This is a genomic window from Candidatus Paceibacterota bacterium, from assembly GCA_040905715.1.
Classification (GTDB): Bacteria; Patescibacteriota; Minisyncoccia; order Phycocordibacterales; family CSBR16-193; genus JBBDHZ01.
The window spans coordinates 276,132-290,430 of the sequence record JBBDRA010000003.1 but is presented as its reverse complement, the minus strand read 5'-3'; the positions used below and the strand labels follow the sequence as shown (position 1 = coordinate 290,430).

General features: G+C 47.8%; 14 protein-coding genes. 5 read left to right on the top strand and 9 right to left on the bottom strand.

Going from position 1 to position 14,299, the window contains the following annotated elements; all coding sequences use genetic code 11:
* Window positions 1-3 precede the first annotated feature (3 nt).
* Genes WD312_02535 through WD312_02520 form a run of 4 tightly spaced genes read left to right on the top strand, consistent with a single transcriptional unit; the run spans window position 4 to window position 4,797 of the window.
* The gene (locus tag WD312_02535; protein ID MEX2563964.1) at window positions 4-345 is read left to right on the top strand and encodes a lipid-A-disaccharide synthase N-terminal domain-containing protein; all 342 of its coding nucleotides are present in this window, start codon (window positions 4-6) and stop codon (window positions 343-345) included.
* A 16-nt stretch (window positions 346-361) separates the two neighbouring features.
* Window positions 362-1,615 carry a glycosyl hydrolase family 8 gene (locus tag WD312_02530; GenBank protein ID MEX2563963.1) on the top strand — a complete coding sequence of 418 codons (1,254 nt, stop codon included), beginning with the start codon at window positions 362-364 and terminating at the stop codon, window positions 1,613-1,615.
* Window positions 1,612-3,261 carry a glycosyltransferase family 2 protein gene (locus WD312_02525; protein ID MEX2563962.1) on the top strand — a complete coding sequence of 550 codons (1,650 nt, stop codon included), beginning with the start codon at window positions 1,612-1,614 and terminating at the stop codon, window positions 3,259-3,261. The genes WD312_02530 and WD312_02525 overlap by 4 nt, the downstream gene beginning before the upstream one ends.
* Before the next feature lie 12 nt (window positions 3,262-3,273).
* Window positions 3,274-4,797: a glycosyltransferase family 39 protein gene (locus WD312_02520; GenBank protein ID MEX2563961.1), complete on the top strand. Its 1,524-nt coding sequence runs from the start codon at window positions 3,274-3,276 to the stop codon at window positions 4,795-4,797.
* Window positions 4,798-4,948: 151 nt separating this feature from the next.
* On the opposite strand, the gene WD312_02515 is transcribed toward WD312_02520, so the two are convergent.
* From WD312_02515 to WD312_02480, 8 genes are all read right to left on the bottom strand, one after another.
* Window positions 4,949-7,084 (bottom strand): glycoside hydrolase family 6 protein, encoded by a 2,136-nt coding sequence (locus WD312_02515; GenBank protein MEX2563960.1) that lies wholly within the window; start codon window positions 7,082-7,084, stop codon window positions 4,949-4,951.
* Between the two features lie 327 nt (window positions 7,085-7,411).
* Complete coding sequence (locus WD312_02510; protein MEX2563959.1) at window positions 7,412-7,960, bottom strand: DoxX family membrane protein; 549 nt, start codon at window positions 7,958-7,960, stop codon at window positions 7,412-7,414.
* Between the two features lie 65 nt (window positions 7,961-8,025).
* Window positions 8,026-8,469 carry a hypothetical protein gene (locus WD312_02505; protein MEX2563958.1) on the bottom strand — a complete coding sequence of 148 codons (444 nt, stop codon included), beginning with the start codon at window positions 8,467-8,469 and terminating at the stop codon, window positions 8,026-8,028.
* Between the two features lie 8 nt (window positions 8,470-8,477).
* Window positions 8,478-9,005, bottom strand: a complete 528-nt coding sequence (locus WD312_02500; GenBank protein MEX2563957.1) for a hypothetical protein — start codon at window positions 9,003-9,005, stop codon at window positions 8,478-8,480.
* Between the two features lie 12 nt (window positions 9,006-9,017).
* On the bottom strand, window positions 9,018-9,497 hold the full coding sequence (locus WD312_02495; protein MEX2563956.1) for a DUF411 domain-containing protein: 480 nt from the start codon (window positions 9,495-9,497) through the stop codon (window positions 9,018-9,020).
* Window positions 9,498-9,500: 3 nt separating this feature from the next.
* Window positions 9,501-9,941, bottom strand: a complete 441-nt coding sequence (locus tag WD312_02490; protein ID MEX2563955.1) for a hypothetical protein — start codon at window positions 9,939-9,941, stop codon at window positions 9,501-9,503.
* Window positions 9,942-9,954: 13 nt separating this feature from the next.
* A complete protein-coding gene (locus WD312_02485; protein ID MEX2563954.1) occupies window positions 9,955-12,132 on the bottom strand; it encodes a heavy metal translocating P-type ATPase in 2,178 nt (725 codons plus the stop codon).
* Between the two features lies 1 nt (window position 12,133).
* Window positions 12,134-12,403 (bottom strand): metal-sensitive transcriptional regulator, encoded by a 270-nt coding sequence (locus WD312_02480; protein MEX2563953.1) that lies wholly within the window; start codon window positions 12,401-12,403, stop codon window positions 12,134-12,136.
* A 125-nt stretch (window positions 12,404-12,528) separates the two neighbouring features.
* Between WD312_02480 and WD312_02475 the strand changes: the two genes are divergently transcribed.
* A complete protein-coding gene (locus WD312_02475; GenBank protein ID MEX2563952.1) occupies window positions 12,529-13,029 on the top strand; it encodes a hypothetical protein in 501 nt (166 codons plus the stop codon).
* Between the two features lie 189 nt (window positions 13,030-13,218).
* Here the strand turns inward: WD312_02475 and WD312_02470 are convergent, their stop codons facing one another.
* Window positions 13,219-14,217 carry a DUF1861 family protein gene (locus WD312_02470; protein ID MEX2563951.1) on the bottom strand — a complete coding sequence of 333 codons (999 nt, stop codon included), beginning with the start codon at window positions 14,215-14,217 and terminating at the stop codon, window positions 13,219-13,221.
* Window positions 14,218-14,299: the final 82 nt, after the last annotated feature.

The following is a 14,299-nucleotide window of genomic DNA, read 5'->3' as shown; positions in this document are numbered from 1 at the left end:
CTTATGTCAAACATTATTACCTACATTCTCTCTGAACTGTCTAATCCCTGGGTGCTCTTCGGATTTGGGGCTCAATTCGTGTTCTTTTTACGGTTCATTGTTCAGTGGATCGCCAGCGAACGAGCCAGGGAAACTGTCGTGCCGCTCTCATTTTGGTACCTGTCGATCGCCGGAGCGGCTATGATCTTGGTTTACGCTATCTACCGCGTTGATATTGTGTTTATCGCGGGACAGGGCCTTGCTCTATTAATTTACGTTCGCAACCTTGTTATCTACTACGCAGCCGCTGAGCGCGCCCGTGAATCAGAGAGGCGTATCATCGCCGGCAACGATCAAGCTGTTTAATCATACTTCTATGGGAATGACCCCGAAACAAAAAAAGCTCACTGTTACGATCACGATGCTCGGGTTTCTCATCGGTATTTTTGTGATCATAAATACGATATTCAACCTCACGGACTTTTTACAATACAACAACACGATTATCTACTCTAATCGTGATGTTATGAACGGTCTCTGGGAAAACTACAAGAACGACTACTTAGAAGCAGGAACTCATCGAACCCTCGATCGCGAACGTGGAAATATTACGACATCAGAAGGTCAAAGCTATACCATGCTCAGAGCTGTCTGGATGGATGATAAAGAAACCTTTGACAATAACTGGCGTTGGACGAAAGATAACTTACGCCGAGACGGCGAAGACCACCTCTTCAGCTGGCTTTTCGGACAACGAGAAGACGGATCCTACGGTGTTCTTGATGAGCATGGTGGCCACAATACAGCTAGTGATGCCGACACGGATATTGCTCTTGCGCTCGCACTCGCCTATGGTAGATGGCAAGACGAACAGTACCTTATAGAGGCACGCCAAGTAATAACTGATATCTGGAACAAGGAAGTGATCGTGATCAATGGCGACCCGTATCTTTTAGCAAACAACGTTGAAAAAACGCTACCGAAAAACTCAGTGATAGTGAACCCGTCATACCTAGCTCCCTACGCCTATAAAATATTTGCGCAGATAGATGAGGATCCGGAACACCGCTGGAACGATCTGGCCTCACATTCTTACGAAATTATTGAGAGATCAATGGAGCAACCGCTCAATACAGAGACGAGCGCCGTTCTTCCCCCTGATTGGATCGAGATAGATACTACCACCGGCGAGATCATAGCATCTGATAATCCTGATCTCACTACTAACTTTGGTTTTGAAGCTCTTCGAACACCGTGGCGACTTGCTCTTGACTGGCAGTGGTTTCAGGACGAGCGATCAAAAGAACTTCTGGAAAAAATGGATTTTTTAGGAACTCAATGGAGATCAGAAAAAAAGCTTCAGGCCTCCTATGGTCATGACGGCACGATCATTGATAACTTTGAATCCGCTTCAATGTACGCGGGAACACTGGGCTATTTTATGGTCGCCGATCCAGAAAGTGCCGAAGAAATATATACAGAAAAGATGATAAATCTTTATAACCCAACATGGTATGCCTGGAAAGATGATCCTGGCTACTACGGTACAAATTGGCGGTGGTTTAGTGTCGGTCTTTACAATGAGCTACTTCCAAATTACACAGCACTCGTAACATCGTACCCTTCTTCATCATGACATCAGCCACTACCCCACAACCGTTTCGACCAGACGACAAGCAATTCCTGCGTGACTCACACGTACCCTACTGGCTTGTACTCATTAATACACTCTTGGCGATCAGTTACTTTGTCATTATTGCGTTTTGGCTGCCATATTCAAGTGGTTGGCTTTTCACGGTCCTGGTGATCGGGCAACTTTATTTCTTATGGCAATCACTAACTTTCCTGTACACAGTGTATGGGAAAAAAGTGCATCACTATAAAAATGCATCTTTTACCCCGCCTGTAGACATATTTATCACAGTAGCCGGAGAACCGATTGAAACCGTTCGCGGAACTGTTCTTGCGACCAAGGCAATGGTCTATCCGAATTTTTCGATCACTATTTTAAATGACGGCTACGTTGCAGGTAAAGATAATTGGCAAGACATCGAACGTCTTGCCTACGAATGCGGCATTTCCTGCATTACTAGAAAAACGCCAGGTGGTGCCAAGGCTGGAAATATTAATAACGGACTTAGGCACACCCATGCCCCTTTCATTGTTGTTTTTGATGCCGACTACCAACCACACACCGATTTTTTAACTCAAACCATGCCGTACTGTGCCGATCCAAATGTAGCGTATATTCAGACACCGCAATTCTATTACAACGCGGGACTTAGCTTTATTACCAGAGTTGCCTGGGCGCAACAACAATTATTCTACGGACCGATCGTGCGAGGAAAAGACCGACTCAACGCAACAACGCTATGCGGCACAAACATGGTGATCCGCCGTAGCGCACTCGAAAAGATCGGAGGAATGTGCGAAGAAAGTATCGCGGAAGACCTTGCAACCGGTATGTTCCTCCATCAACAGGGTTGGAAATCGATCTACGTGCCGAAAGTGCTAGCAGAAGGGCTTGCGCCGGAGGATTTTTTCTCCTATTACAAACAGCAACACCGCTGGGCGCGAGGAGCGCTTGATATTATTTTCCGATACAATCTTGTTTTCTGTCGCGGTCTTACCTTTCGTCAGCGAATACTGTATCTCTCCTCGGTCTCTTACTTCTTATCCGGGATCATCGTGATCGCCTTTGCGCTTATACCTTTGATCTACCTCTTTTTTGGAATAGTTCCATTCGATGTTGCCACAATGACCCTCGCACTAATATTTCTACCTTACATCATAACCACGCTTTACACGATCCAACGCGCGAGCAACTATTCATTTACCTTTGGATCGCTTGCTTTCTCAATAAGTATGTTCAACATACATCTCTCAGCTTTAGCCTCAGCCCTCTTACGACACAAAAGTGTATTCGCTGTCACCTCAAAAAAAGCACTCAATGGAAACTTCTTATACCTAGCGCTTCCTCAGATCTTGTACATAACATTGGCGGCTATTGCAATAGTTGTCGGAATAAGTCGCGAAGGTCTTTCGCCATCCATCATGAACAACATTGCTTGGACAACTATTTATGTGAGTGTATTTATTCCCTTCATATACGCTGCCGCACCGGCCCAGAGGAGAAGCGCGATTAACTGGTTCAAGCAACCTTTTCGTCGCTGGAGCAATAGACCACGACGGCGCATTCAAATAGTACATGGTGCTCCAAATCCATCTGCTTCTTTTGCATCAACAGATCAGGGGGGCCGCGGACCACACTCAAACTCATAATCATCTCATCATATGCTACCGACCGACCGATCATCACATATTTCAGAAAAAACAACACTCCTTACGCTTATCACGCTTGTGGTGTTTGCAGCAGCAGTATCACATATATTCTTTCTATACGAAGGAATACGTCTCGATGAAGCGCAAAGCTTATGGCAAACGAGCCAAAGTCCTCGAGAGATCATCAAAATACTGTCTGACAATGTACATGTTCCCGCCTATCACCTAACTCTACATGTCTGGCAATCCGTACTGGAGCCAACGGTAGTTAACGGACGAATCTTGTCCCTCCTCTTCTTCCTGCTAACCATACCGGCACTCTATAAGCTGGGAGAGATCGCGTACAATCGGGCAACTGGTTTGTTTGCAACCACTCTTTTCACCATCTCCCCTTTCATGAACTGGTTTGGTAACGAGGTCCGCATGTACACACTTTTTGCTCTCCTTACCACTCTGAGTCATTATTTTTATCTGAGACTGTGGCGCAAGCAGCCGGTCTGGGTTTGGGCATGCTATACACTGATCGCTATTATCGGCATATACACCCACTACTTCTTTTCGTTTGTTCTGTTGGTTCAAGCAGTATATTTCTTCTTCAATCAGAAGCAATTTCATTCAGGAGCATTTTTGTCTTTTCTGGCGTCGGCACTGGTCGTTGTTCTTGCGTTTTCTCCCTGGCTCCTTTATGTATTTATGGGTGTAGATGGTGGTGTTGGATCACAACCATTCCTCGTTACGCCGACACCGGTGAACCTCTTCAATGTTTTTTCCCATTTTTTCTTTGGATTTCAACCGGACCCAATAAACTCAATGATTGTCTCACTTTGGCCGCTTATTGCTCTGGCCGGATTCTTCGCACTACGCAATCAACGCTCAACATCACCGGTAACCTCTTATCTCTTAGTTGGTTTTATCTTACCGGTTGCGATTGTGTTTTTGGTAAGCATCCTGATCACTCCGATCTTTCTTTCCCGTTACATGGTGCTCGCAGTCATGCCGATCTTCCTGTTCGTTGCCTGGATTGTTATTAATTATGCCCGCCCTCTCTCAACTACTGTCCAGATTGCCCTTGTTTTTCTAATGATTTCAACCCTCACTATTCAGGCATACCATCCTGAAACCCCGGTTCGAGAAAATTATCGTGAAGCAGTTGCAGACATCAATAAAGAAGTAACAGCTCGTGATATGGTGGTTCTGTCTGCTTCATTCTCAGTATATCCATTTGACTACTACTACAAAGGGCATGCCGGCGTTTACATGATTCCCCCGTGGGAGAGGTACCGCGGACAAGAGCTTCCGCCATTTTCAGAAGAAGATATGAATCTTGTTATGCGCCAATCAGCACCGTGGCATGAGCGCATTTGGCTTCTACTCAGTTACGATCAGGGATACCAAGAAGAAGTAAAGAGATACTTTGATAATAATTTTACAGAGATATATCGTAAAGAGTATTCGCCCGGCCTTGAGCTATATGTATACGAGGTACCGGATTGGTATGATGATTCGCCACAAGTTGAAGCACAGGTAGTAAACTAGATCCTCCTGCTTAAAAGTAAGCTACTGAGTAGACAAAAACTGTACACGAAAACACTTCACCAGATCGGTGAAGTGTTTTTTGCGTCAATACTTCCTTCTAACCCAGTTGGAGCAAGCTCCACTTACTGGCAGTATCTGCCCAAGGAAGTTCTTACCAATCAGCTCGCTCCGCAAGACCGAGTGCGTACTCTGGCCACCACACACCTGCAGCAGGTCCTCCGTTGCATTTACCATCCGACTCACCCGGAACCTTCGTCCAAATAAATGCGTCCAGGAGCGGGTCGTTGTCGACAAAGGTCGGTTTCTGACCTAATGCGCGACCTTCCGGATTACACCACTCATTGTCACTCGCTGCACCATTTCCGTTTCGGGACGTGTCAATGACAAAATGCGCACCGTTTGTCTGCTTTGAGATATCTCGTCCGTACTGAAGATTCTTTTCGGTAGAGACAAAGTTCGAGGTATTCAATGCAAACCCACTTGCTTTTTCAATACCGGCACTCTTCAGTCGATCGGCCATATCATTAGCGCTAAGCCAGTTTGCATGACTTGCATCGATGTACGCCTTAGCTCCGTGGTCACGAAGAACTGCTGCCGCCTCACCAAGAACGATCAGGCGTGCTTCACGTTCGTTATCATCCAGACAGTTGGTCAACGCAGCAGCATCGGGCTCAAGGATAACGATCGAATCACGGCCATCAATACCGTCAGCAAAATCATTTATCCATTGCTCATACTCAGAAAGGCTACTTAATCCACCGGCTGAGTGCGAGCCACAGTCGCGATCAGGAATATTGTATGCCACCATTACCGGCGTCTTTCCTTGCTTGTGTGCCTTTGAGACATACGCGTCTACGTCGCTTTTAATATCGTTGTTCCAGCCACCGAACCACTTGGCTATCGGCTGATCAACGATTTTTTTGATCAACTCAGCATCTTCCGGTCGATCGTCCTTCCACTCATCGTACTGTCGGTCCGCAGGACCTTCTTCATTATAGAAGTCACTTTCGCTCATCGAGATTTCGCTACTATCGCCGTTCAACAAGTCGTCCTGATCCTGTGGATCTGAGTCATTAGACTCCACTGATTCAGAACCGTCATCATTTTCTTCAGATGACGATGACCCGTTATCAACTATCTCGAACGAGGCAATGTCATCATGCCAGCTATAGATAGATGACCATGACGGCTTGAAGATACCGACTGAGGCACTGTATGTGCCGGCGGTATCAGGCTTCCATGTGAACTGATAGTCTCGATCCTGATCATTTTCAAATGACTGATCGATCTTATAGTCTTGGTATACCTGAGAGCCTTCTTCGTTAAAGATCTCAAGGTCAACTATAGTATCCTCTGCAGGGCCTCCGGTGTTCACAACAGTAAACGAAACCTCGGTAGTATCACCTACACCACTATCTTCTACGTTACCGGTAATAGTAAACCACTCAGAAATGTCAGAATCATTTTCACTCTCTTCATCTAACTCTTCTGATTTTTTGTCAGCAGAGTCGTCACTTGAGGACTCGTTGTCATTGCTTTCCTCTTCTAGATCACTGAGTGATTCATTCTCTTCATCATTATTCTCTTCGCTGTTAGCACTCGCCTCTTCACTGGTTAGCTCTTCTGACTCCTCATCAGAAGATTCGCTACCTGAATCCTCACCAGCATTCACATCTGTATTTTCAGATAACTCACTTTCCTCACTCACTTCCTCATCGTCCGTTGACTCGGCCCTTTTCTCTGTCTTATTCTCATCGTCTACACTTTCCTCCTCTTCCCTGTCTACAACCTCATCACTATCAGCAACCTCGATCGGTTCTCGTTTAGTACTACTAACCTCACTATCGGTCACCATGTTGCTTTTGTTTCCATTAACTTCAACACGATAGAGAGACAGTCCGGTACGAGCTATTTCATCGCCATCGTCATCCACGGCAATAAAACGTAGTTCATACGGTCCGTCCTCATTCCAGTACCAGCTACTGAAATTGATCCAAGTCTGTTCAAATCCATCCCGATCGCTCATAGCGACACGATCACCGCCATCGACAGACCAGTACAGCTCGTAGCTGTCCGTATTCATGTCTTCAACTTCCGCCAGAAATGTATGCTCGAGCGTATCAGAACGGCCCTGTGTAGGCCACTGTACGTGAATACTTTCTGAAGCGTTGTCTACTGCTAGCATCGAGTGAGCTGGAAGCACAAGAGTTCCAGAAATTGCTAGAAGACTGATAATAGCTACCGTCCTAACCCATGCAATCTTCTGAGATATCTTATATAGATCCATTTTTATGCCCACGTTTTAGAGTTTTAATACGTAATGGGCGATAAGCAATTCTATCAGCTGGACATATATGTCAATTATTTTGATCGTACTAATTCAAAGTTGTATATGTGGTCCAGTAATGACAGGAATATGACCACACAAGACATGATCAGTACAGCGATATATGAAGGCCCTTTTTGAGATCACTCCAAAAACAAGAATTGGGTGGCGTGCCGATTACCTACTAAAGCACCTAATGTTTTTTCAATATGTCAAATTAGGCTGACTATCCTTATGTCACCTCAAGACAGAAAATTGCAACTTCGGAGAATACACTGTGTAGTGAAATTATGAACGTTTAAATACATCTCCCGGCTGCCACGGCGTGCCTAATTTAGGTAAAAGCCATCGATCAACACCCCAATGCCCGGCCACCTTCCAAGCCAAAACCAGGCCGATCGCCAGTGTGAATAATACCGGATTACTGCTAACCGTACCGGCAAGCATGAAATTGAGGTTCATGAACAGTCCAAAGAATGCAGCAATACCGGTCAGAAGACCGATGATCAGGGCAATGCCCACCAGAAGTTCACCGTAGGCGATCATGTATCCCCACACCTCGGCATTGGGTAGTACAACGTTCTCAAGAAACCAGGCATACCAGCCGGCTACGTCGGGATGAGACCCCGATGTTTTTTCAAGTGCGCCGCTTACAAAACCGGCGACCGAGCTTCCGGCTTCCGCTCCGGTCCAGCTCTCACTGGTCACCTTCCCCCACCCGGCAGCAGTCCACTGCCAGCCCAGATATAGGCGAACCACGAGCCAGAAGCCGGCCATCTTTGTATTAGCAAATAAAAACTCAGCGAACGGATTATTTTTATATATTGCGTAGGCCATAAATCGTTATTGTTACTTTAGTTTAATTCTATCACCACCTTATTAAAATGTACCTGTGTATTGCGCTACCAATCCCGACAACAGGCAATGATCTTCGTAACCCATTGCCTAGTATGGGTATCCTTTAGTGAAAACATACCGATGAACACAGCCCACACACCCGCAACCAGGATAGCAGCGCCGAACATATGCTCATGTGCAAGCATGAGATAGACCAACCAGAAAAGTGTCAGCAGGAACGGGAGCTTGAAAAATCCGTATTGCTCCGGCAGTCGTGCAGAAAGGTAATAAAGCAAGCCCACCGCGCTGCCGCCCATAAGCACCGCCAACATGACCGGATCGATCTCTTGTATCCCCAACGATGCCTCGAGACTAAACACGAACACGCTCAAACCAAGAAGCCATGTTCCGGCGGTTGCAAAGCACAAGGCACACAGTCCCGGAAAAAGACTCTTAGCCGCCAAGCCACCGAGAAACAAAGCGATAATACTTATAAATAGTTCAAACATAGTGCCTGCTACACAATGAACTGGATTACTACCGAGACGAGCACAAGCAGAGCGATCGTGACCGTAACACCTTGATACGGTGCCCTCGCTCCTTCTCGCATCTGTGTAACACCCTTACTTACGTACGGCGCGCTCGCCACGATCAGCGCCCCTAGGATCGATCCAACCAAAAATATATTCAGAGTATAAGTTGTACCGTACTCACCAATGAACGGGAGGTACACCGGGCGATACTCCCGAATAAGCGGCATTATAGGGATGACCGTTAAAAGAAATGTCAGCGTGACAATTACCCCGTACTGATACGACACGTACTGATTCTTGATCATCCCGGCCAACCAGTACCCAAGCGCGAGTGCGAACGCGCCTATCAACACACCTACTACGGCAGTAGATAACCCGACATACGACGCACCGACCGCTAACACTCCGGCACCTGCCGTACATAGCGGACAGTGAGCCAACGCAAACCGAGGAGCGAGCAACGCAATCGCAACAGTGCCAGATCCTGCTACATATTTTCTTTTTATCTTCATACCTTTGTACAGTTACAATGTTAACCACAGCTGATAGTTGCGGACTCCTTCATCGTTCGATTCACTCAAAGAATTGATCTTGAAGTCTTCTTTCGGTCCCGGCATACCTGGTGACCCGCTTGGCATACCCGGCAAGGCAATACCGGCTATTTCACTTCGCTCTTCATATCCTTTCTCAAGCGCTTCGATCGGCAGATGACCTTCAGCAATAAATTCACCGATCATGGTGGTGTGGCAACTCCACATCTCAGATGGAATAGATAAAGAATTTTTAAGAGGAGTGAGGTCTTCGTGATCCTTAACCACCACCTCTATGCCGTACTGTCTCAGATACGAGATATATACTTCGCAACAACCACACTGAGGAGTTTTATGGACCGTGACCCGGGGCAGCGTGGAGCTTTCAACAGGCGTACTAAGCAATGCATAGCCTACGGAAGCCACAACTACTAATCCAATACCAACCGCGATGATTGAGGCAGATGTTTTCATTTGTTACTTGATTATTTTTTTAAGAAGCAAAGCCAGAAGTGCTACGCCAACACCGATCCACACCAGCCACGCCAGAGCCATCAGTACTCCGGCCCACCCGGTAGCACTCGAGAACATCGAGCTTCCGGGGATCATTGCTTGCTGTCCATCATGGTGATGCATTCGGTTTGCCATCATGCTGAACGCTCCGGAGTGATCACGAGAGAGCTTTTCAAGTTGCACTGACTCTTCTTCACTAAGCTCACCGGCAAAAAGCTTTTCCATTAACACCTCCATCTCCTCGTGCCGATCAGAACCTAAAGCCTCTTCTTCCATATGCATCATCATTATCGCAGATGCTGAACTGTCGTGAGGAACCGTCGGACCTCCGTGAGCCATAACGCCCAGGGGAGCAAACATTAGAATGCCTGCGAGCGCACCAATACTTTTTTTATATTTATGCATATTTTATATCTAATTATAATTTCACCCGTCTCATCAACACTGCGTTGAACGCAACGATCACCGTACTGGCTGACATAAAGATCGCCCCAACCGCCGGATCAATAGCCGGCACTCCGAAGGTAACCAGAGCGCCCGCCGCCAATGGTAGTGCCACAATGTTATACCCGGTCGCCCAGAACAGGTTCTGAATCATCTTTCTCCAGGTTAGACGCGACAGGCGAATTATTTTGCCGATATCGCGCAGATCATTCCTCACCAAGACAATACCGGCCGACTCAATGGCCACATTGGTTCCAGCACCGATAGCAATACCAAGATCTGCCTGCGCTAACGCCGGCGCGTCGTTGACCCCATCGCCGACCATCGCCACCCGTTCTCCGCGCGCCTGGAGCGCGCGAACCTTTTCTATCTTCTCCTCCGGCAGAACCCGCGCAAAGTACTCATCTATACCAAGCTTGCTGGAAACCCACGCCGCCGTCTCCTCTGAATCTCCGGTAACCATAGCCACCCGAATACCTTCCTTATGAAGCATTTCAACTGCCTCCTTTGACTCAGTACGCACCTTGTCCGAGAGAGACAGCGCACCAGCGTATTTGCCATTAACTACAGCGTGCACAACCGTCTTCCCCTTCTTGGCCTCCTCATCAATACTGCTTGTAATATCCTCAGGTATCTCGAACCCCGCCTCATCCAAAAGAGCCTCGCTTCCGATCAACACCTTTGCACCATCAACCGTACCCTTTGCCCCTTTACCTGGCACCCGCTCAAAACCGGTAACGGCCACAATCTCGACACCTTGCTCGCGCACACCTTCCACCACTGCTTTGGCAATAGCGTGCTCCGAGCCTTTGTTGACTGAACCGGCAAACTTTAGAACATCGGCAGTATCGAACCCGTTCGCCGGAAACACCTCATCGAGCCAAAACTCACCGTGTGTAAGCGTGCCGGTCTTATCGAACAGGACCGTATCCACCGATCGAGCCGACTCCAACGCCAGACGACTCTTGACCACAAAGCCGTTCTCGGCCGCCATTCCAGTTGAGATAGAGGCAACCAGCGGTACTGCCAATCCCAGAGCATGCGGACAGGCAATGACCAGCACGGCAACCAAGCGAGCGACCGCAAAAGAGACCTCACCTCCGAGCGAAAGCCAGGCCACGAACGTTATCGCACCGACAGAAACAGCGACGAGTGTCAGTACAAACGCTGCTTTGTCAGAGAGGAGCTGCAGACGCGACTTTGAAGACTCAGCTTCGGCAACCAGCCGCATGACGTTCGCCAGAAACGTCTCCTCTCCAACATTGGTTACCTTGATCTTCAGAAAGCCATCGGCATTTATCGTACCGGCGATAACCTCATCACCTTCTTTTTTAGCAACCGGTTTTGACTCGCCGGTAGCGATCGACTCGTCTATCTCAGATACACCTTCTACCACTTCACCGTCAGTCGGCACTCTTCCGCCGGGTTTCAAATGCACTACATCCCCACTTTTAAGCTCAGCGACAGAGATCGTTTCGATCTTCCCATTACGCTCTACCTCCACCGTGTCAGGCAATAGTGCCGAGAGCTCCTTCAATGCCCCGCGCGCTTTTTTAACCGAGCGCATCTCCAGCCAATGCCCCAAAAGCATTATAGTAATAAGAGTTCCCAGCTCCCAGAAAAGCGTCATATCCGCCGTGAAGGTTGCATACACACTCCAGGTGTACGCTGCCACTATAGCCAATGCGATCAAGGTCATCATCCCGGGCATATGCCCACGGATCTCGCGGTACGATCCGGCAAGAAAAACCCAGCCCCCATAGAAGAAGACCGCCGTACCCAAAAGAAGTATCACATACTCATAACCGAAAAACCGCGGCATCTCAAGTCCAACAAAAAGCTCAACGAGATCGGAGTAGAGGACCAGGGGGACGGTCAACGTAAGCGCGATCCAGAACTTTTTCAAAAAAACATTGGTCGAGTGACCGGCATGCTTGCCGTGTACTCCTTTGCCCAGGGACTTTTTTGTTACTTGCTTCGTTGCCTTTTTCGTCTTTGCGACCAAGCTCATCCCGCACTCCGGACACATTCCCGGCGCACTTTTTTCGATCTCCGGATGCATCGGGCAGGTGTAAACCATCTCCCCGCTATCACCGGCGACTTTCTTTGGTGCTTCACTGTGTTTATTGCCCTGACAGCAGTCGTGGCTCATACTATTTTTTATTAGACAGATTATAGATCTTTATGATCTCTTCGCACGCCTTCTTGTCCTCACCAGTCTTTATTTGTTCAAGAACATGCGTCTCTAAATGATTCTTCAACATCAACGACTCAAAAGAGCCGAGAGAGCTCCGCACCGCGTGCGACTGGGTAATAATATCCACACAGTACTCTTCATTCTCAACCATATTCTTCAGACCGCGCACCTGCCCCTCAAGCCGAGCAAGTCGGTTCAGAAGCTGTTTTTTAATATCTTGTTTCATGTTTCCAGTATATACCCCCTAGGGGTATATGGTCAACACGTTACATGTTAGGTAACTTGTGTTAATAAAATCTCGTGGTATAGTTGTGCCGGTCAAAACTGAACACTCCAACGAAAGGGTTCGAGATGCATTTCAAGTTTTGGAGATCCTACTGGACATTAAAGATGATCGGGAAGCGATGTTTTTGCAAAAAATGTAAAGAAGCGTGCCGTCGGGTGGAACGATTTCACGACCCCGATACAGGTAAATGGGTATACGTCACCCAGCCACCGCATGAGCAGTACTGTGCCAAATGTCTCGCCGCCGCCTGCATCAAGTGCGCCTGGTGCGGCAAATCAATCTTCCCTGCTGAGCCGATTACGCTCTACACGCCAACGAAAAGCTTTGAGATACCCGAATATGCAGTGGTCTACAACCAAGACCCCGTGCAGCTCGTGGGCTGTCTTCGTTGGGACTGTGGTGATTCCGGAATAGATCGTGCTGGATTCTGGATTCCTCCAGGTGTTGTAGACCGCGTCCTTTCGCCAACAGAAGAACTGTTGCACCGAATGCAATCGGGCGAAAGTGATCCGATTGTTATTGCAAACGATCTTTCCGATCCAAACGAGGCTAAGCGGCTCGTTTGACACACGCGTTCCTCAATTCATTACACAAAAGAACTCCTGCGGGAGTTCTTTTTTATTATATTTATGTAATCACACCCTAATCACTCTTAATCTAAACTTCCCTTTCAAATATATGGTTCTATCCGGGTCCAGAGAAAATGTGTGTGGAAGTGCTTCCAGAGTATTTTGGCTTGATCAGTGATGTGAGTGTTACGCTGGATTCAATACGAGAGATTCTAATCCGGTGAACGGATCGTTCATCACCACCTCTACCGCCTCAGCGTCACTCACTCCAACATACAGGCGCGCGGACCCTTCCCCGTCTCGAACAATACCGCCCGGATACACTACATCATGTAGATCCTCGCGCTTTGTTTCCCCTGCCGGCAGGTCACTCCGACATCCAATAATATTAAAATCACTTACTCCTCTTGAGTACGGGTCAAACAGAAACGCGATCGGGTAGTAATGTCGCAGACCGCTTTGGGAGAACCTGGCGACATGACCGAGTACTTGTATTCTGCCATCGCTCATGCACGTGGCCTCATTCACCCCGCCCCACTCGCCGCGAGCAAACTGCTTTGAGAGTAGAGGTGCAGCAAGGAGTCGTCGAGGAGTCAGCTCATTTAGTGATCCGATGATCGTAAAGCCGATCCGGCCACGTCGACCTATTCTTCCTTGCGGTCGTGTAAAGACACCGATCCTTCCATCAGTTAGCTCAACCGGGCGCACACCCTTCATCTTCCACGGTCCACGCGCAAAGCGAGTTACAGAAAACGGGTTATCTCCTCGGTAAAATACCGTCCGGTAAGTAAGTCGCTGGGTCTTCTCTCGGAAAGCCACCTCCACTCCGCCAATAACGACTTGGCCGTGAATCTGGGCGATGAAAGGATCCTGCAGAGAAAGTGATGCAAACGCCTCCTCACGAATCCATTCCCCTGTAGTTGCTTCATTTGCAAAAAGCACCGTCTCGGTATCCACCTCCGAGTCACGGCTTTCTACTCGTCCAAGTAAATATTTCTTGCCGTTCCATACAAACGGTGCGGTGATGTTGTAAACATCCCTTCCTTCACTGACGCCTCCAAAGGTAAGTCGTCGTGCCCCGTGCACATTCTCCGGATCATATTTTTTAAGGAGCTTCACCACCCGATCACTAAATGAGAACGCTGGCTTCTGATCAACTTTAACTACGTTTCTGTGCTGCTGCATGCTACCTGCTTATCTTTTCTATTTATAATATTGATGTATCTGCTGTATATGACCCAAAGAATACTCCACTCTTTCAGTGGAG